This is a genomic window from Pseudoalteromonas piratica (genome assembly GCF_000788395.1).
Taxonomy (GTDB): Bacteria; Pseudomonadota; Gammaproteobacteria; order Enterobacterales; family Alteromonadaceae; genus Pseudoalteromonas; species Pseudoalteromonas piratica.
On the sequence record NZ_CP009888.1, the window covers coordinates 2358306 to 2377386 of the forward strand.

Annotated in this window: 17 protein-coding genes; 4 read left to right on the plus strand and 13 right to left on the minus strand. The window is 39.0% G+C overall.

Annotation, left to right across the window (positions count from 1 at the left end; all coding sequences use genetic code 11):
* The first annotated feature begins 254 nt into the window (after positions 1-254).
* The 3 genes from OM33_RS10970 (at position 255) to OM33_RS10980 (ending at position 3281) form a co-directional block, all read left to right on the plus strand.
* Positions 255-1541, plus strand: a complete 1287-nt coding sequence (locus OM33_RS10970) for a citrate synthase (RefSeq protein WP_038641669.1) — start codon at positions 255-257, stop codon at positions 1539-1541.
* A 118-nt stretch (positions 1542-1659) separates the two neighbouring features.
* Positions 1660-2862 carry an aminotransferase class V-fold PLP-dependent enzyme gene (locus tag OM33_RS10975; RefSeq protein WP_038641671.1) on the plus strand — a complete coding sequence of 401 codons (1203 nt, stop codon included), beginning with the start codon at positions 1660-1662 and terminating at the stop codon, positions 2860-2862.
* A 2-nt stretch (positions 2863-2864) separates the two neighbouring features.
* Entirely contained in the window at positions 2865-3281 is a 417-nt protein-coding gene (locus OM33_RS10980) for a SufE family protein (protein WP_038641672.1), read from the plus strand.
* Between the two features lie 68 nt (positions 3282-3349).
* Here the strand turns inward: OM33_RS10980 and tcdA are convergent, their stop codons facing one another.
* From tcdA to OM33_RS11015, 7 genes are all read right to left on the minus strand, one after another.
* Entirely contained in the window at positions 3350-4147 is a 798-nt protein-coding gene (gene tcdA, locus OM33_RS10985) for a tRNA cyclic N6-threonylcarbamoyladenosine(37) synthase TcdA (protein ID WP_038641674.1), read from the minus strand.
* Positions 4148-4160: 13 nt separating this feature from the next.
* Positions 4161-4829, minus strand: coding sequence for a pseudouridine synthase (locus OM33_RS10990; protein WP_038641676.1), 669 nt, complete (start codon positions 4827-4829; stop codon positions 4161-4163).
* Positions 4830-4833: 4 nt separating this feature from the next.
* Entirely contained in the window at positions 4834-5589 is a 756-nt protein-coding gene (gene kdsB / locus OM33_RS10995) for a 3-deoxy-manno-octulosonate cytidylyltransferase (RefSeq protein WP_038641677.1), read from the minus strand.
* The gene (locus tag OM33_RS11000; RefSeq protein WP_038641679.1) at positions 5577-5774 is read right to left on the minus strand and encodes a Trm112 family protein; all 198 of its coding nucleotides are present in this window, start codon (positions 5772-5774) and stop codon (positions 5577-5579) included. Before OM33_RS11000 ends, kdsB begins: the two co-directional genes overlap by 13 nt.
* Positions 5764-6735 carry a tetraacyldisaccharide 4'-kinase gene (lpxK, locus tag OM33_RS11005; protein ID WP_038641681.1) on the minus strand — a complete coding sequence of 324 codons (972 nt, stop codon included), beginning with the start codon at positions 6733-6735 and terminating at the stop codon, positions 5764-5766. The genes OM33_RS11000 and lpxK overlap by 11 nt, the downstream gene beginning before the upstream one ends.
* Positions 6735-8468, minus strand: a complete 1734-nt coding sequence (gene msbA, locus OM33_RS11010; protein WP_038641682.1) for a lipid A export permease/ATP-binding protein MsbA — start codon at positions 8466-8468, stop codon at positions 6735-6737. The genes lpxK and msbA overlap by 1 nt, the downstream gene beginning before the upstream one ends.
* A 69-nt stretch (positions 8469-8537) precedes the next feature.
* Positions 8538-10781, minus strand: a complete 2244-nt coding sequence (locus tag OM33_RS11015) for a DNA internalization-related competence protein ComEC/Rec2 (protein WP_081991056.1) — start codon at positions 10779-10781, stop codon at positions 8538-8540.
* On the opposite strand from OM33_RS11015, the gene OM33_RS11020 reads away from it, so the two are divergent.
* A complete protein-coding gene (locus OM33_RS11020; protein WP_038643281.1) occupies positions 10761-11273 on the plus strand; it encodes a DUF2062 domain-containing protein in 513 nt (170 codons plus the stop codon). The genes OM33_RS11015 and OM33_RS11020 overlap by 21 nt on opposite strands.
* Positions 11274-11331: 58 nt before the next feature.
* Here OM33_RS11020 and OM33_RS11025 read toward each other — a convergent pair whose 3' ends face one another.
* From OM33_RS11025 to pyrD, 6 genes are all read right to left on the minus strand, one after another.
* Positions 11332-13077 carry a DUF3466 family protein gene (locus OM33_RS11025; protein ID WP_038641686.1) on the minus strand — a complete coding sequence of 582 codons (1746 nt, stop codon included), beginning with the start codon at positions 13075-13077 and terminating at the stop codon, positions 11332-11334.
* A gap of 11 nt (positions 13078-13088) precedes the next feature.
* Positions 13089-14999 (minus strand): ATP-binding cassette ATPase Uup, encoded by a 1911-nt coding sequence (uup, locus tag OM33_RS11030; RefSeq protein WP_038641688.1) that lies wholly within the window; start codon positions 14997-14999, stop codon positions 13089-13091.
* 2 nt (positions 15000-15001) lie between these two features.
* Entirely contained in the window at positions 15002-15226 is a 225-nt protein-coding gene (locus tag OM33_RS11035; protein WP_038641690.1) for a glutaredoxin family protein, read from the minus strand.
* On the minus strand, positions 15219-17351 hold the full coding sequence (rlmKL, locus tag OM33_RS11040; RefSeq protein WP_038641692.1) for a bifunctional 23S rRNA (guanine(2069)-N(7))-methyltransferase RlmK/23S rRNA (guanine(2445)-N(2))-methyltransferase RlmL: 2133 nt from the start codon (positions 17349-17351) through the stop codon (positions 15219-15221). The genes OM33_RS11035 and rlmKL overlap by 8 nt, the downstream gene beginning before the upstream one ends.
* Positions 17352-17416: 65 nt before the next feature.
* A complete protein-coding gene (locus tag OM33_RS11045) occupies positions 17417-17950 on the minus strand; it encodes a cell division protein ZapC domain-containing protein (RefSeq protein WP_038641694.1) in 534 nt (177 codons plus the stop codon).
* A gap of 108 nt (positions 17951-18058) precedes the next feature.
* Complete coding sequence (gene pyrD / locus OM33_RS11050; protein ID WP_038641696.1) at positions 18059-19069, minus strand: quinone-dependent dihydroorotate dehydrogenase; 1011 nt, start codon at positions 19067-19069, stop codon at positions 18059-18061.
* Between the last annotated feature and the right edge of the window lie 12 nt (positions 19070-19081).

The following is a 19081-nucleotide window of genomic DNA, read 5'->3' on the forward strand; positions in this document are numbered from 1 at the left end:
ACGAAAGGCATTCACCTTTTAGAATGCCTACCACAGTATATAAGACCATATGGCCTATTACAATTCTTGTTTAATAAGAGGTGCTTGCGAAGTAGCCATTGGTATAATATTTATCCGTTTGAAGAATAGTTATCATCAATTGATGCATTTAAATTGACTTTATTCCCTATTTATAAGTTAGAATAGATAGAATTTGCTTAACATCCGTATCAAAAATAACAAACTGGTTTGTTATATTTAAAGGAGATAATTAGATGGCAGACAAAAAAGCCACGGTCCATATTGATGGGCTAGATCCTATCGAACTTCCAATTTACTCTGGCACAGCTGGTCAGGACGTTATCGACGTTCGTACCTTAGGCAGCCATGGTTACTTTACGTTCGACCCGGGTTTCATGTCTACTGGTTCATGTGAATCAGCTATCACTTACATTGATGGCGCTAAAGGTGTTTTATTACACCGCGGCTATGCGATTGATGATTTAGCTGAAAAATCAAGCTATATCGAGCTTTGTTACTTACTTTTAAACGGTGAGCTTCCAAATGCAGAGCAGTTAGCTGGTTTTGAAAATGAAATCACAACTAACACAATGTTACACGAGAAAATTGGTGCATTCTTCCAAGGTTTCCGTGTAGATTCTCACCCAATGGCAATGCTATGTGGTGTTGTTGGTGCACTTTCTTCTTTCTACCACAAAGATTTAGACATTACAGATCCAGCACAACGTCACCGTAGCGCTGTTCGTCTAATTGCTAAGTTACCTACAATTGCGGCAATGTGTTACAAGTACAACATCGGCCAACCGTTTGTTTACCCTCGTAACGATCTAAGCTACGCAGAAAACTTCTTACACATGATGTTCTCTGTACCTGCTGAAAAGTATGAAGTAAGCCCTGTACTTGCAAAAGCAATGGACCGAATCTTTATGCTTCACGCGGACCACGAACAAAACGCGTCAACATCGACTGTACGTTTAGCTGGTTCTTCAGGCGCTAACCCGTATGCATGTATCTCAGCTGGTATTGCATCACTTTGGGGCCCTGCACACGGTGGTGCTAACGAAGCATGTCTAACAATGTTAGAAGAAATCGGTTCAGTAGACCGTATCGATGAGTACGTTGCGAAAGCAAAAGATAAGAACGACCCATTCCGTCTAATGGGCTTCGGTCACCGTGTTTACAAGAACTTCGACCCACGTGCAACAGTAATGCGTGAAACGTGTCACGAAGTACTTAAAGAGCTTAACATTGAAGATCCACTACTAGACGTAGCAATGCGTTTAGAGCAAATCGCACTAGAAGACCCATACTTCATCGAGAAGAAACTTTACCCTAACGTAGATTTCTACTCAGGTATCATTCTTAAGGCGATCGGTATTCCAACAAGCATGTTCACTGTAATCTTTGCAATGTCACGTACTGTTGGTTGGATCTCACACTGGGATGAGATGTTATCTCAACCTGGTCAGAAGATCGGTCGTCCTCGTCAGTTATACACTGGTGAAACAAAGCGTGATTATAAAGACGTAACGTCTCGTTAATCCTCTTTGAGTTTAAAAAAGCCGCTATTTGCGGCTTTTTTAATATCTAAATCCCGTCAATAATTGCGAAAATTAGTGTATTTCATTAAAATCGCCGCTCGCATTCTCAGGTGGCACTATGTTAGATAATCAAAAAATCCGTTCTCAATTCCCATTTTTTAAACACACTGAGTCTGTTTATTTAGATAATGGTGCAACCACACAAAAACCTCAGAACGTTATTGATGCAATTACCGAGTTTTATACTTGTCACAATGCCAATGTGCATCGTGGCGTCAGTGAATTTGCCTCAAATACCACCGCCTTATACGAACAGGCACGCACAAAATTAGCACAATTTTGTCAGGTAGATGCAGAACAAATTGTTTGGACCAAAGGCGCAACCGAAGCGATAAACCTTGTTGCCAGTTCAATTGATGCACATATCGAAAAAGATGATGTCATTATTATCTCATCGCTTGAGCACCACGCAAATATTGTCCCCTGGCAAACGCTGTGTAAACGCACCGGCGCGACGCTTCACATTCTGCCAATAGATGCAAATGGTGTACTCAATTTAGATGTTAGTTTAGCCATGATTAATACACTAAAGCCAAAACTGATGGCGATTAGTCATGCATCAAATACCTTAGGTAATATTTTACCAATACAAAGCTTGCTTGATGCCGCGCATGCCATCAATGCCATTACTTTGGTTGATGGTGCACAAGCGATGCAACATCTAAGGCCAAATATTCGTGCGCTTAATTGTGACTTTTATGTGCTATCTGCACACAAAATGTTTGGGCCAACCGGCGTTGGTGCATTAATCGCTAAACCTCACAGTCTATCTTTACTGTCAACCTACCAAACTGGTGGCGAAATGATCGAGCGCGTTAGCTTTAATGAATCAAGTTTTCGCCAAGGTAATGCGCGATTTGAAGCAGGCACGCCGAATATCGCCGGCGTGATTGGTTTTTCTGCAGCACTTGATTTTATGGGCTCAAGCGAGATGGCAACGCAACTAGCTGTTGAAAAAGCGCTCTATCAATACACGCTAAACGCACTTAAACAGATTGATGGAATAAAAATTTACGGCGATTTAAACAATAATATCGGCACAATTAGTTTTAACTACAAAGATGAGCATAACCTAGACGTTGCGACCCTACTCGACCAAGCCGGCATTATTGTACGTTCAGGTAACCACTGTACTCAGCCATTGATAAATCTACTCGGTGTTGCGGGTACCATTCGTGTCAGTTTAAGTTGCTATAACAACGTCGATGACATTGATCGCTTTATTGTTGCATTAAAACAAGCTATAGAATTACTAGATTAACTATGACAGAACAATATCAAAGATTAAAACAGCAGTTTATCGCTAAAAAAGCATGGCAAGATAAGTACCGTGAAATTATGTTGCTTGGTAAACAGTTACCAAAATTACCAGCTGAACTCAAAGTTGATCACGCAAAAGTGAATGGCTGCGAAAGCAATGTTTGGCTTTATGTCGATTTTGATGAAAGCGAAAAGCATATAGTGGTGACGGCGGACTCTGATACACGCATCGTGAAAGGGCTCATTTATATTATTTCTACATTGGTTAACGGCTTAACTGTGGATGAAATTAAGCGCATAAATATTCAAACTGAGTTCAATGAATTGGGGCTTTTACAGCACTTGAGTCCAAGTCGTGGTAATGGTATTTTAGCGATTGCGGATGCGATTACACAATTTGCAATACAAACTGATGATTAAAATCAGCTCTAAAGATTATATTGTATGCAATTCTTATATCAAACTTTTATAGGTAACAATCAAAGCAACTAACTTTGATTGTTACGCTCACATTTTTCTAAGTATTTTTTCACACTTTTTGCCGCTGCAAAAAACGCAAAACTACCTGTCACCATGGTTAACGAGCCGAAACCTGTTTGACAGTCCATATTCATATTGCCATCAGCACCGGCTTTCGCATGACACACACTGCCGTCACTTGATGGGTACACCAATTGCTCTTCTGAATAAATACAATCCAGACCAAATTTACGTTTTGGATTACTTGAAAAGTTGTATTGCTTACGCAGTAAATAGCGTACTTTCGCAAGCAATGGGTCTTGCTTGGTTTTAGCCACATCCCCTATTCTGATTTGGCTTGGATCGATTTGCCCGCCTGCGCCACCTATTGTGATAATCGGTAATTTGTTGCGCTTACAATGGGCAATAAGTGCCGCTTTAACCTTTACTTGATCAATACAATCAATAACATAATCAAATTTTTCAATATGTTCTCTGATATTCTCAAGTGTTAAAAAGTCATCGATAACTGACACATTACAATCAGGGTTTATCTCGTTAATTCGACTTGCCATGGCATCAACTTTCGCCTCGCCAATAGTCGATGTCAACGCGTGGATTTGACGGTTAACGTTGGTAACGCAAATATCATCTAAATCAATTAAGGTAATGTTACCAAGTCCCGTACGCGCTAAACTTTCAGCGACCCAACTACCCACACCGCCAATGCCAACAACACAAAAATGGGCATTATTAAGCAGTTTTTGTTGTTCAATTCCGTAAAGGCGCGCAATGCCGCCAAAACGATTTTGATAAGACTCTGTCATGTAATTTTTAACCTTAATTAAATTCGTGCCAAGGCGTGTGCCATTGTTCGATAAGCTTTTTTGTTTCACTGTGCTCAAATAAGCCACCGCATGGCTTAACACTAAAATGGTATGGTGTATTAGCAAAGGTGAATTTAATCGCATATGCATGCAAATGACCACGTTCGCTATGCTCACCGCCATAGCGTTCATCACCTAAAATAGGCACCGATAGGCTTTTAAGCACAACCCGCAGCTGGTGCGTTTTACCTGTAATTGGTTGGAGCAAATAAAGACGTAAACTGGGCTCAATTAACTGCGATTGAAACCGCGTTACAGACGGGTTTTCCATGGTTTTTTGCAGTTTATAGCACCCTCGACGCGCTTTAACCAAGTCGCCTTTTACCCAACCCTGCTTTTTTGTTGGCTTACCTTGAGCAACGGCTAAATAGTATTTTTCCAGTGTACTTTTATGCTTTTGACTAAACAAATCACCAAATTCTGCAGCAGCTTGTTTAGTCCTCGCAACAATAACTAAACCCGATGTCATTTTATCTAAGCGATGTACTGGATAGAGCTTTTCATTCACCTGCTTTTCAAACAGTACAAAAAAACCCTCTCCATTTTCGCTATGAAAGCTTACATCATGGGGTTTATTCACCACATAAAATTCATCGCATGCAAATACTATTGGATAACTCATCAACTTACTTGCTTAAAAAAGCATTCACCTTAGCGAGATCTTCAGGCGTATCAACACCTGGCTGCGGCGCTTCGATTGCCATTTGTACTTTTATCTTTTTGCCATGATATAAAACACGTAGCTGCTCTAACGATTCGATTTGCTCAAGCGGAGATACGTCAAGGGTAATATATTCTTTTATAAAACCAGCACGATACGCATAAATACCAATATGGCGTTGATAGAAATCGCCAATTTCAGAAATTTCATCTTTGCCTAAAAAGCGGTTTCGATCATACGGAATCGTGGCACGCGAAAAATACAACGCATTATTGTAATTATCAGCCACAACTTTTACCGCGTTAGGGTTAAGGGCTTCTTCAATATCGTCGATTTCCACGCTTAACGTTGCCATGGGTGCTGAATCAGATGCTAACAAACTTGCTACCTGCGCGATGTTTTGCGGTGGAATTAACGGTTCATCACCTTGTACATTCACCACGATTGTGTCATCTGGTAAGTTAAGTTTTGTCACCACTTCAGCAAGGCGTTCTGTGCCCGACTCATGATCTTCACGAGTCATTAAAACTTCACCATTAAAGCGTTTAACAGCCGCTTCTATCTCACTATGATCAGTTGCGACAATTACCCGTTTTGCACCTGATGCCAGCGCTTTTTCATATACGTGCTGCACCATTGGCTTGCCTTGTATGTCAGCCAGTGGTTTAGCCGGTAACCGGCTCGACGCATAGCGCGCTGGAATAATGACTACGAATTCCACTTTTCAACCTCTTCAAGTGATAATTCGCGTGCCTCTTCTTCAAGCAATACCGGAATATCATCTCTTACTGGGTAAGCCAGTTTTGCTTGAGTGCTAATAAGTTCTAAACTCTCGCGGTCAAATTTAAGATGACCTTTTGTTACAGGGCAAGCAATGATTTCGAGTAATTTTGTGTCAAACGCCATGATTATGGATCCCTTTTTCAATTAATAACTGGTCGAGTTTGTCGACCAGTTGTTTAGTCGGTTTAGCGGTAACTTTTAAATAATACCAATTAGCTTTCGCGAATGATTGGCATTTTACCGCATCTTTTTCAGTCATTAAGATTGAACCGTCTAGTGCGGCAAAGTCACTTTCACTGTATGTGTGATGATCTTTAAAAATAGTATGCCCGTGCACCAGAATATTCTGCTCAGTTACACTTTGCTCAAAGCGGCTGGGATTACCTATTGCACTCACTAAGTGAACTGGACTGCATAAATTGGAAACTTTTAGCCCATCAACTATGCCATATACACCATCTACCGCTAGCTGGTAACCGTTACCCACTGCTGTGCCATTAGTAATGGTTAAATCAACATGTTGTATTCTGCTTTTCGCTTCGCGAAGTGGACCGGCCGGAATAACAAAGCCATTACCAAATTGACGTTTCCCATCAACAATGCAAAGTTCTATAGCACGCGCCATTTGGTAATGTTGCAATCCATCATCAGCAATAATCACATCAGGGTTAATGTGCTTCTTTAAATAATCGATACTTAAATTTCGGTTTGGGCACACTACAACAGGTGCTCCTGTACGAATGGCTATCAACTTAGGTTCATCACCACAGACCTCTGGCGATATGTCATCGGTCACTAATAAAGGTTGGCTTTGAATTTGACCACCATAGCCACGTGAAATAACCGCAACAGATAAACCTTTTTGCTTCAAATGATCGACAAGAAACAAGGTAAAGGGTGTTTTGCCTGTGCCACCTACCGCAATATTACCCACAACAATGACTTTTGGTGTGTCAGTCGCCAATTGTAATTTTCGCTTGCGATAGAAGCGATAAAGCGTAATTAGGTAAAACAGCGCACTTAACGGTAATAAAAGCCAAGTAATACCAAATTTTTGATACCAGCTTTTTTCAATCACATTCATTAGTCATTAGCCTGCATTTTTTGCAGTGCTAAATAGGCACCTTGCTTTTCAATTAGCTCAGCATGCGAACCCGATTCGATTATTTGCCCTTTATCTAATACATAAATGACATCAGAGTTTTCAATCGTTGATAAACGGTGCGCAATAACAATCGACGTGCGCCCTTTCATTAAATCGTTTAACGCATGTTGAATTAATTTTTCAGACTCGGTATCGAGTGCTGACGTAGCTTCATCTAAAATCAAAATTGGCGCGTTTTTAAGCAATGCACGTGCGATAGCAATGCGTTGACGCTGTCCACCAGATAACATTACGCCATCTTCACCGACAATGGTTTGTAAACCTTCTGGTAAGTCTTTTACAAATTCCCAAACGTGCGATTGCTCAACAATTTTTTGCAGCTTTTCAGGGGTGATATCACCTTTAAAGCCGTAAGTGATATTGTTCTCAATAGTATCGTTGAATAACACAACTTGTTGCGACACAATGGCAAATTGTTCGCGCAACCAAGTTAAATCAAAGGTATTAACCGATAGCCCGTCGAGTTTGATATCGCCATTGGTATAAGTATCGTAAAAACGTGGTAACAGGTTTGAGAGTGTTGACTTGCCTGAGCCTGAACGGCCAACTAAGGCTACTGATTGCCCAGGTTTAATATCCATCGACAGTTCGTTTAAAATATTGCGCTCGGTATTTGGATAGGCAAACGACAAGCCCTCGATTGTGATATGGCCCTGACATTTTTCCAGCGTTTTTGAGCCGGTGTCTTTTTCATTTTCCAAATCTAAGATATCAAAAATACTTTTTGCTGCGGCAATACCACGCTGCAGTTCAACATTCACATTTGATAGCTGTTTTAACGGGCGTAGCATCATCATCATTGCGGTTAATAAGCTAACGAATGCGCCTGTAGAAATAGGCTCAACAAGTTTGAAACCAATTGCGGCCAATACCATGGCGATGGCAGATGCAGCAATAATTTGAATACTGGCAACGCTCAGCGCTTTCGTCGCATCCATTTTTACTCGCTGTTGGCGATTACGGTTGTTCACATCGGCAAAACGTTGTTGTTCAATTTCTTGACCACCAAATGAATGAATGACTTTATGCCCTTTTACCATTTGTTCTGACGCACGTGTTACGCCCCCCATGGCATCTTGAATGCGTTTTGCAATAACACGAAAGCGTTTAGACACGATTGATACAATGCCTGCAACAATCGGGACTACTAAAATAAACAACAATGATAATTGCCAACTGGCAACCAACATATTGATTACCAAGAAAACAACAAACGCCCCTTCTCGCACTATGGTGATCAAGGCTTTTGTAATTGCTGTTTGTACTTGCTCTGCATCAAAGGTAATTTTTGAAATTAACTCACCGGTTGAATGCTGATCGTGAAATGACACCGGTAAATGAAGTAACTTAGCAAACAATTCTTTGCGAATTGCCATCACCACGTGAGAGCCCACATTAGCTAAGCAATAACTTGAAACGAAGTTAAACACACCACGAAATAGCACCAATAAAATCACCACAACGGGCGCCCACTTCATCACCTCTTGATTTTTCGCCGTCAAACCTTGTTCAATAAACGGATCCATTAAATAAACAAATAATCCGTCCATTGCGGCATAACCTAACATACCAATAATGGCGAAAGTCGCTGCAAGTTTATGCGGTTTGACGTAGGTTAATAAACGTTTGTAGTAATCAGATGAGGTTGTCATGGTGCTAATTTGAATTTATTTGCGCCTATTGTATAGCGCCTCATTCTAAAACCCAAGCCGAACAGCAAGCTATTGAACAAGAAACCAATATTTTTTAGCTTGTCCCTGCGTTGTAATTCGGTAGGCGTCGTTAGCAACCTGAATCTTAATTGCACCTTTATAAGTAGCTAATTGCTTGACATTATTTGACGCATACCGAGTTACAACTTTTATTGATGGAAACTGCCAACGGTTATAAGCATTTACTGAATGAATAACCCAGCTGGGATTTGTTAATTTTATAAATATATCGGTAGATGAACTATTACTACCATGATGTGGAGAAATAAGGAGATCTACGTTACTAATTTTTGCGTTATTTCTGAGCGCATATTCTCTTTGTTTTTCAATATCTCCCGTGAGTAAAAGCTTAAAGCCTTTATAGGAAACTAGCACAACACACGAGTTATTATTATCAGATTTAAATGTGCCCTTGTTAGGTATTGACTCGAATAACACATCTTCAAGCCAGAAGGCTTTAAAGTGACACGCTTTGCCAAAACCAGCAACTGTGTCAATCTTATCACTAGCAATAATGTCTTTTAGTCCGCCACTATGGTCGTTATCATCATGACTTATTATTGTTTTTGATAGTGTTAAGTTATTAAGTTGTAAAGTGGGAAAAATCACACTTTTAACATAACTGTATTCTTGATACCTTGCACCAAGGTCGTAGAGTACAGCGTTATTGTTCTTACTTAATATCACAGCCAAGCCATGCCCTACATCCAAAACATGGATTTTCAACTCATCAGAAACGAAATTAAGCTGAATAAGATAAAAAGTAATAATTGGTAAAGTTATATAGAGTGAATAAGGGATATAAAACAGTAATAAACTACTGACAGACAATAACAAGGCTAATTGCCAAGTTATCAGCGGTAAACTTAGCCAAACCTTATAATTAGCTATTGTATAGACTTGATTCACTATAAATTGAATTACAGGGTCAAAAAATGCAATTAATACAGCTGTGTCAAAAATCTCGCTTAATAAACCAATCAACAAAATTATTGGCATACAAAATAATGAAAATAGCGGTATTGCTACAAGGTTAATGAGTAAACTATAACTACTAACACCATTAAAAAATAGAACTGAAAATGGCAGTAAAGAAAGAGTAATTGCGCTTTGTAAAACGAGAAGTTTAACAGCCCAGTGCTTTATACCTAATCTTTTAATAATGTTTATTGAAAGTAAGATGCTAAGGACTGCGAAAAAAGAAAAATAAAACCCCACGGTTAGCGTTACAAAAGGGTTGATTAATATAATAATCAACAGTGCGAGTATCAATGCTCTGTAGCTGATGTAGCTCCGGTTTATTTGCCAACATAAACAAAACACACATAACATGATTAATGCACGTTGCGCTGATGTCGCATAGCTTGATAAATCCAAGTATACAGCACAACACAAGATACCAAACACATAGGGAATATAACTTCTAACACGACCTATTTTTAATTTTTTAGTATAAAAGAAACATATTCTTGCTAACCAATAGCTGATTCCAAATACTATCCCCATATGTAATCCGGATACAGCAAATAAATGCGAAATGCCTAGCTGTTTAGTTGCCTCTTTAAATTTACTTGGCATGTTACTCGTGTCACCAAATAAAATAGAAAAGTACAACCAAGCATAGTGTGACGTTTCTATGTGTTGATATGTATTTTCAGATTTACGCGTGAGTAGTTTAAAATGACTGGTATGGTTAATACTGCCTTTATATTTTATGCCATGAAAAAAGTTAAATAACCGGCCATCAAATAAGCCTTCATTGACAGTTGAGACTATTGGCTTTAGTTTTACTTTCGTTTCAATTTCATCCCCAACATTTAACACAGTCTCGTTATACTTACTTTTAACTAGATAAAGTTGCAGTTTCAATTTTTTATATTGCGGTATATGTGCGTGCGCCAAAAATTTAGCTCTAAGCGTTAGCCGATAGGTATATTGATAGTCGTCGATAGCCTCAATAACTCCGGAGACAAGTTGTTTTTCCTGTAATTGCTGATAGCTCAAATGGCTATCATAAACACTATGGTAGTAAACAATGGGATAAATTAAGCCAAGTAACAATGCACTAATAATTATAATCTTGGTCTTAATAATAGGTACTATCAACACAATCACTAGTACAACCAGTGCAATTGTTAAAAAAAAGACTGGCGTATTGAGTAAAAATAGCGACAATATGCAGCCTATAACAAAGCATAGAATGCTTTGCCAGAAAGGAAGATGTATACCGCGATGCCAAAAAAGACGATCCAAAAGCTGTTACCAGATCATAACAAGATTAAGCAAAACAAAACGCTTAGTATTTTTGGTGACGTACTACATGATGCAAATTTATGGCATTTAAACAGACGCTCTGCTCGCGGTGCCTTTGCTGTTGGGTTATTTTGGGCATTTATTCCTGTTCCTTTTCAAATGCTACTTAGTGCAGCAATCGCAATTCCATTTCGCGTTAATTTACCCCTATCCGTTGCCTTGGTTTGGATAACTAACCCTTTAACTATGGCACCAATTTTTTATTTTAACTATTTAGTTGGCTATTTAGTGCTCGGTCAGCAAAAGCAAGACTTTACATTTCAGGCAAATTGGCAATGGTTTGTTGATAGTTTATCGAGTATTGGTCCGGCGTTTATGGTGGGTAGTTTAGTATGTGCAGCTGGAGCCTCAGCAATTGGCTATTTTGGTATTGATTACTTATGGCGCTATTCTGTTTTAAAACAATGGAAAGCACGTAAAATTAAAAAATAACTATTTTCTTTTTAAACTTGAATCAAAAAAACCTCACATTTCAGTGAGGTTTTTTAATTTATTTAAATAAACGTCTTCTAATTGCTACCAACGGTAATAGTAGTAATCCAATAAGTCCCATTGATGCTCCCTGGCGCTCATAGGTTTCTTTTTCTTTTGGTGGGCAAGTATCTGCAACACCATCCGGGTTGTAGGTAAGTTTAACCGGTACAACAATACTTTCCCGTTCTACCTTACCTTCGCTGTCAACAACAACATTACCCTGTGCATCACGTTTATCAACTGTTTTCGTTGCCGTACCATACACAGTGCCGTCATTTAAAATACCAATTGCTTCCGAAACTACATAAGCATAAGGTGTTTCACCGTCGCTTTCATAGCATGGCAGTAGGTCGTTTAGGTTAGTAAAGGTTTCAGTATTGATGTTGTAAATAAAGCCTTCTTGACGTCGCCTCGAAGATGACGTGGTCTCAACTTCACCTTGACCAACAATTAAACCATTATCATTGATATCATTTGCAACTGCTGAACTACTTTTAAAGAAGTCATCTGGAAAACGCGTTTCACCTGTTGCAATATCGTGGTAGAAAAATTTACTGCGAGTTGTATTTTCAATATCTTGAACCGCATAACCTGTAAACACATTATGCTGATTAATTGAAACAGCACGACCACCTTGCTCGTACTTATCCTCATCAATAAACTCAACGACTTCACCGTTTTGGAAATACACCGGGTAGTAACGACGTTTATCACCATCATAACGCACAACCGAATAGCCAACTGCGATGTCATTTTCATTAGTGCCTAACGCTGTACTAATCCATGCTGTCTTCAGTTCATCTTCATCCGGAATAATGCCTAGACCTAAATCAATAGTGTCAATAACATTAAATTCATTATCTAACACCCATTTAGTTGCATGGCGATTATACAACGCTGAACTTGTTGAAGTAACATAACCTTCATAGCACACTTCAAGAGGTTGATTTTCACCATCACAACGGTCTTCAAGTCGTTCTAGCGCCTCTGCAACCATACTGACAGAAGATTCACCAATAACAACATAACCTTCCGACACTTTTTGAATATCAGTCGCAATAGATAAGCCACCATAAGTTTGCTCAATAGGCATTAAATCAACACGCTCACCAGTTGGTGTCATTACAAATGCACGACGTGTGAAATCACGGATATAATGTGTTTCAGATTCAGTATCACCGTCAGGAGTAAATTCGATTTTAGTATAGGGCGCAGAACCCCAGCCGACCTTGACGCCGTCTTCTGATATTCCTGTATAAATATTTTCAACAGAGCGTGTTAAGCCTTCATAATCAGCGTCTTCAACATCAAACAACACTTTTTCAGTGGTTGGGTTAATGTATTCCACAGCAACGTTATATTCTAATGTTCTATTAGCAGAGATTTTCTGAAGTTGACTGTCTGTATAGTATTCTCTTAGGTAATCTTGTAGAAATTGCTGTGCATCACCATTAATCGTCCCATTTTGAATATCTTCTAAGGTAAAAGTTATTTCTTCATCAATATCTTCAAACTCACCTTTGCGGATGTCGTAATAATTTTTCAAGCGTGAATCATCGAAATCTAATGCAGCAGTATCAATATGAATATCAAAAACACCTTGTGCCATACCAATCGCTTGACCAGATTCGTTCATATCTGTGACAAACGCATGCTTTGCATAGCTAAGGTTACCGAGTTCTTCTAAAACATATGGAGTAGCGCCTTGAACCTGTGGCGTGATTGCAGCAAAAACGGCCGCTGCAAGTAATTTATATTTCATTTTTATTCCTACTACTGATCCTGTAACTGTTCCAATTCTTCCCAACGCATAAAAGCGGTTTCAAGCTTCGACTCTGCTTGTTGTAATTGGTTCAAGGTTTTCTGTGTTTGATCACTATCTTGCTTGAAAAAGTCCGGAGAATTAACAACTTCTTGGAGTTCTTCAACTTCTTGTTCAAGCGACTCTAATAAAGCGGGTAGCTCTTCAAGTTCGCGTTTTAATTTGTATGATAACTTGCCTGCTTTTTTTGCTAAAGGCTTATCGCTGACTTTTTTGTCCTTTTCTGTGTCTTTTTGTTTTTGTTCTGTAGCATTTCTTTCGCTAAGGGATACAGCATAATTTTGAAAGTCTTGATAACCACCAACAACTTCAACTACTTTTCCGTCACCTAAAAAACCCCACACTGTACTACAGGTGTTATCAATAAATTCACGGTCATGACTTACAACTAACACTGTCCCTTGATAGTTAGCCAATATTTCTTCCAACAACTCAAGTGTTTCCACATCAAGATCATTGGTCGGTTCATCAAGAACTAAAATATTGCTTGGTTTAAGGAACAATTTAGCGAGTAAAAGACGGTTTTTCTCACCACCAGATAGTGATTTTACTGGCGAGCGCGCTCTCGCTGGAGGGAATAAAAAGTCTTGTAAATATCCCAAAACATGGCGACTTCGGCCACCAATATTTACTTCTTGTTTGCCATCTGCAACGTTGTCTTGAACACTTGCTTCTTCATCTAATACTGCACGGTATTGATCAAAATAAGCAACTTCCAAGTTGACACCTTGTTTTACTTTGCCCGACTCTAGTGCTATTTCACCAAATAAAATTTTCAGTAACGTTGTTTTACCGACACCATTAGGGCCAACTAAGCCAATGCGGTCACCACGCATAACAAGGGTAGAAAAATCTTTTACAATAGGTTTATTCGTAAAGCCTTGGCTAATCGCCTTCGCTTCGAAAACTAACTTACCCGAGCGCTGCGCACTTTCGATATTAAAATCAGCCTTACCTTGTTTTTCAACACGGGCTTTGCGTTCTACTCGAAGCTGTTTAAGTGCACGTACGCGACCTTCATTACGCGTTCGACGCGCTTTAATACCTTGCCTTATCCAAGCTTCTTCTTCAGCCAGTTTTTTATCAAAAAGCGCATTTTGTGTTTCTTCAACTTTTAACGCATGTTCTTTTTGCTCGAGATACTTTTCGTAATTACCTGGATATGAAACAAGCTTACCGCGGTCTAAATCGAGAATGCGGGTTGCCATAGAGCGAATAAATGCACGGTCGTGAGAAATAAAGATGATTGCACCATTAAACTCTCTTAAGAATTTTTCCAACCACTCAATACTGGCAACATCTAAATGGTTTGTAGGTTCGTCGAGTAATAATAGATCCGGTTCACCTACTAGCGCCTTCGCGAGTGCCACTTTACGAAGCCAGCCCCCTGAAAGCGAACTTAAATCGCTATTGGGATCCAATTCTAATTGGCTTAACACTTGATTTATTTGTGTTTCAAATCGCCAACCATCATTGGCTTCCAATTGTGAAGAAAGGCGTTCAAATTGTTTTAATGTTTTATCACTGTTATCTTCACTTAATTTCGCACTCACTTCGTGGTATTCAATCAATAGTGCAGCAATATGAGGTAAACCATTGGCAACGTAATCAAATACACTACCACTTGCCCCTTTTGGCGGATCTTGTTCTAAACGAGCAATCTTAAGCCCACTAACTCGGTTAATTTCACCATCGTCAAGTTGCACTTGATTGTCTAACACTTTTAATAAGCTGGATTTACCAGCGCCATTTCGACCAACAATACATACACGCTCACCACTTTCGATGAGCATATCGGCGTTATTTAGTAATGGGTGTGTGCCAAACGCCAGTTGTGCACCCGTTATTCTTATTAAATCCATACTTATTTATTATTTAAAATGTCTTGTAAGTTAAAAGGCCAAAACAACTTTGCGCCAGAACTAAACTGAGCAACAGGAATTGAGGTCTGATATTCGGCAACCAAAGCGTCATCTTGCAGAATATCGATAAGTGTTAAATTCTCTCCAACACCCGCTGCAATAAGTAGTTCATATGCTTGCTCACATAAGTGGCAACCATCCGTATGATATAAAATGACATTAAGCATTACGTATTAACCATGCATTATGTATTTGCTTATTACGTTTGAAGTCGGGCGATAATGTTTTATCACTGATATTTTCTGCAATTAAACCTAAATCCAATAACCCTTCTTCATTCATAGTAAAGCCGCGTTTGTTATTTGAAAACAGTAAGGTGCCATTTGGCGCAAGAATGCGTTTCACCCATGTAAATAATTTAATGTGGTCACGCTGTACATCAAACTCTTTTTTCATGCGTTTTGAATTAGAAAATGTCGGTGGATCTAAGAAAATAAAGTCAAACTGTCCCTTAGCTTGTTCAAGCCACGCTAAACAATCGGCTTGTTCAAAATGATAACGAGGACTGTTTAAATTATTTAAAGCAAAGTTATCACGTCCCCATTTTAAGTAAGTATTACTCATATCCACACTGGTGACAGACTTAGCACCACCGACAGCTGCATGTGTTGAAGCACTACAGGTATAGGCAAATAAATTCAGTACACGTAAGTCTTTGCAGTTTTGTTGAATATAGCGACGTGCTAAACGGTGATCTAAGAATAAACCAGTGTCTAAATAGTCGTGTAAGTTAACTTTAAATTTGACGCCATATTCTTCAACCGTCATGTTATTTTTAGACTTATCAGTACGTTGTGCTTTTTGATACTGAGAGGTACCTTTTTGCTGTTTACGCTGCTTAACCACAATATTACTGGGTGCAATATCAAGCGTTTGAGCACTTAAATAAATTACGTCTTGTAAACGCTTTTCAGCGGTAACTTCATCAATGGTTTTAGGTGGTGCATATTCATAAATCACTAAGTAATCGTTGTACACATCAACCGCAACATTGTATTCAGGAATATCTGCATCATATAAACGATAACAGCTTACACCTTCTTTCTTAAGCCAAGATTTAAGACCTTGTTTATTTTTCTTGAGACGATTTGCAAACGCAATAGAGCTATGGAAGTTCAATTTCGTTTGGCGTGATTGTTCAGTATTCTTTTCATCAAGGTCGTACAGATTAAGTACACAATCTAATGGACCATTCTTAAGCTTGTATTGTTTTTTCTTGGCAAGTTTTAACAGCGCAAGCAAACTAGTATCAGTGGCAAATAGTGCGAGATGCCAAAATTTAAAGTGTTTTTTGAAAGCATCACCCAGATGGCGATACAAATTAACCAGCTCTGCTTTTTCACCTAGTCGTTCACCGTATGGTAAATTGGATAACACCACACCAGGTTGCTTCGCTGCCGTTGTTAATTTGTTTGCATCTGCTTGCTTAAGTTGTATAAATTTAGCAAACGGTAGCTTTTCTATATTTTGACGTGCTTTATCTAATACGCGACCATCGATATCATGACCTATTAAATAAAGCTTTTGTTCGGTTTGTTTTTCTTTTAATTCTTGTTTAAGGGCTTTGAATTTTGCAGGGCGAAAGCCTGGAAGAGATTGAAAAGCAAACTCTTTACGATATAAACCTGGTGCAATATTCCAGGCCATCATTGCCGCTTCAATCAATAGCGTTGCCGAACCACAACACGGGTCAAACAACGGACGAGAAGTATCTTCTAACCACCCTGAACGACTAACCAGCGCCGCTGCGAGATGTTCTTTAATCGGTGCATCACCTTGATAAGGACGATAGCCACGACGAGAAAGACCCGGCCCTGAATAATCAATATACAGTGCACATTTTTCTTTATTTAAACGTCCTACAACACGTACATCAGGTGAAGTTTTGGAGATATTTGGCCTTTGCTGATGGCTTGCAAAAAAACTGTCAACTATCGCGTCTTTCACAACTAAGGTAGAAAACTGAGTATTTTTTAAAGCGCGGTTAGTCCCATTAAAATCGATTGCTAATGTTTGACTAGGACCAAAGAATTCTTGCCAATCAAATTGCTTAGCAAAACCATAAAGGTCGTCTTTGGTATTAATCGCGTCAGATTCACACAACAACATCATAACGCGGGTAGCGTAACGGCTCACAAGGCAAAGCGTTTGTGCTTGTAAATTGGTTGCATTAAAACGAATAGAACCAACAGTTTGTTTGGTTATATCAGCACCAATGTCTTGAATTTCAGTGGCAAGTAAGTTTTCTACACCAATCGATGTCAGTGCAATAAATGATAGTGAATTGCTCAATGCAAAAACCCTGTAAAAAAAACTGGCTGAAGTATAACAGTTTTACAACAAGGGTGCGATAAAGCCTAAGCGCGTTTTAATTGTGTTTGATTGATTAATATAGGATTAACTCTGTCATTTAACACTTTGATTGTCTCAAATCGTGTTAATGTAAAATGCTCATCAAGTTTCATCTGATGTTCTAAACACATACATAGCGAACTCTCACCATCGCACTCAATAATTAAGAACTGTCCTGATTCTTTTTGAGAGTTGAGCGTAATAATTGCTTCTGTACTCGGTGTTTGGCCTTGGTATGGTTTAAAAAACCAACTTTTAGCGAGAACAGGTTTTAATTGTAGTTTTGCAGCTGTTGCATGCAAGGCGATAACGGCGATTTCGCCATCGTTCCATAGATTAAATGCAGCAAGGTAGTGACAGATCTGCTCATAAAGAGCAGCATCTTCAAGGCTGAAAGCACCACCTTCAATAGCAGATTGAGTAAGTTGGCGAAATTTGTAAGGCATTACAAGCTCTTCTTGCGTTGATTCGACGAACAACACAAGGCGATTGCGATTTTCACAGGCATACCATCGCCAGTCTTTCCCTGCTTGTAACATAAAAAATCCCCAAAACTTATCATTCTGAGGATTATAGAGCTATCGCTTTAAAAATAAACTATTTTTTAGATTATTTTCAATAGGATCATAATGTTAAATAACCGATCCTTATAAAGAATCGATGATCTTTTTGATCATTGGTGGGCCTTGATAAATAAACCCAGTGTAAACTTGAACTAAATCTGCCCCAGCACTGAATTTTTCTTTTGCAGATTCTGCAGAATCAATACCACCGACACCAATAATCGGTAATTCACCATTTGTTAAACGCTTAATTTCTTTAACTATTTCGGTAGATTTTTGACGTACAGGCTGTCCAGATAACCCCCCTGCTTCATCGGCATGTTGCATACCTTGAACTGCAGTGCGATCTAATGTGGTATTCGTAGCAATCACACCATCAATTTTATTGTTGATCAATGATTCAGACACTTGCTCTACTTGGATCTGATCAAGATCAGGGGCAATTTTAACTAACATTGGCACACTCTTGCCGTGTTTAGCAGCTAAATCAAGTTGTTCATTTTTTAATGAACCAAGCAAATCATCCAATGCTTCACCATATTGAAGATCGCGTAATCCCGGCGTGTTAGGAGATGAAATATTCACTGTAATATACGACGCACTCGTAAACACTTTGCGCATACAATGAATGTAGTCATCTTTACCTTGTTCATTAGGTGTGTCTTTATTTTTACCAATATTAATGCCTAATATGCCTTTGTATTGCGCATTTTTTACATTTTCTAGTAAATAATCGACACCTTTATTATTGAATCCCATGCGGTTGATGACTGCATTAGCGTCAGGTAAACGGAAGATACGAGGTTTATCATTACCTGCTTGTGGACGAGGTGTTACCGTACCTACTTCAATAAAACCAAAGCCCATTTGAGCAAAGGCATCAATACATTCAGCATTTTTATCAAGACCAGCTGCAAGACCCACTGGGTTTGGTAATTCCAAGCCCAAAAATGTTGTTGGCCTACTTGCAACAGACTGAGACCAGCACATCGATAACGGTGTATTGGCAAATCGCTTTAGGTTTGATAAAGCAAAGTCATGCGACCACTCAGCATCTTTACTAAACATAAAACGACGCGCTAAATCATAAAACATAATTGTGTTGAC

Bases quoted from the DNA above. Each gene is read 5' to 3' on its own strand.
- OM33_RS10970 (WP_038641669.1), top strand. From the start codon at position 255: ATGGCAGACAAAAAAGCCACGGTCCATATTGATGGGCTAGATCCTATC.
- OM33_RS10975 (WP_038641671.1), top strand. From the start codon at position 1,660: ATGTTAGATAATCAAAAAATCCGTTCTCAATTCCCATTTTTTAAACAC.
- OM33_RS10980 (WP_038641672.1), top strand. From the start codon at position 2,865: ATGACAGAACAATATCAAAGATTAAAACAGCAGTTTATCGCTAAAAAA.
- tcdA (WP_038641674.1), bottom strand. From the start codon at position 4,147: ATGACAGAGTCTTATCAAAATCGTTTTGGCGGCATTGCGCGCCTTTAC.
- OM33_RS10990 (WP_038641676.1), bottom strand. From the start codon at position 4,829: ATGAGTTATCCAATAGTATTTGCATGCGATGAATTTTATGTGGTGAAT.
- OM33_RS11000 (WP_038641679.1), bottom strand. From the start codon at position 5,774: ATGGCGTTTGACACAAAATTACTCGAAATCATTGCTTGCCCTGTAACA.
- lpxK (WP_038641681.1), bottom strand. From the start codon at position 6,735: ATGAATGTGATTGAAAAAAGCTGGTATCAAAAATTTGGTATTACTTGG.
- msbA (WP_038641682.1), bottom strand. From the start codon at position 8,468: ATGACAACCTCATCTGATTACTACAAACGTTTATTAACCTACGTCAAA.
- OM33_RS11020 (WP_038643281.1), top strand. From the start codon at position 10,761: ATGCCAAAAAAGACGATCCAAAAGCTGTTACCAGATCATAACAAGATT.
- OM33_RS11025 (WP_038641686.1), bottom strand. From the start codon at position 13,077: ATGAAATATAAATTACTTGCAGCGGCCGTTTTTGCTGCAATCACGCCA.
- uup (WP_038641688.1), bottom strand. From the start codon at position 14,999: ATGGATTTAATAAGAATAACGGGTGCACAACTGGCGTTTGGCACACAC.
- OM33_RS11035 (WP_038641690.1), bottom strand. From the start codon at position 15,226: ATGCTTAATGTCATTTTATATCATACGGATGGTTGCCACTTATGTGAG.
- OM33_RS11045 (WP_038641694.1), bottom strand. From the start codon at position 17,950: ATGTTACAAGCAGGGAAAGACTGGCGATGGTATGCCTGTGAAAATCGC.
- pyrD (WP_038641696.1), bottom strand. From the start codon at position 19,069: ATGTTTTATGATTTAGCGCGTCGTTTTATGTTTAGTAAAGATGCTGAG.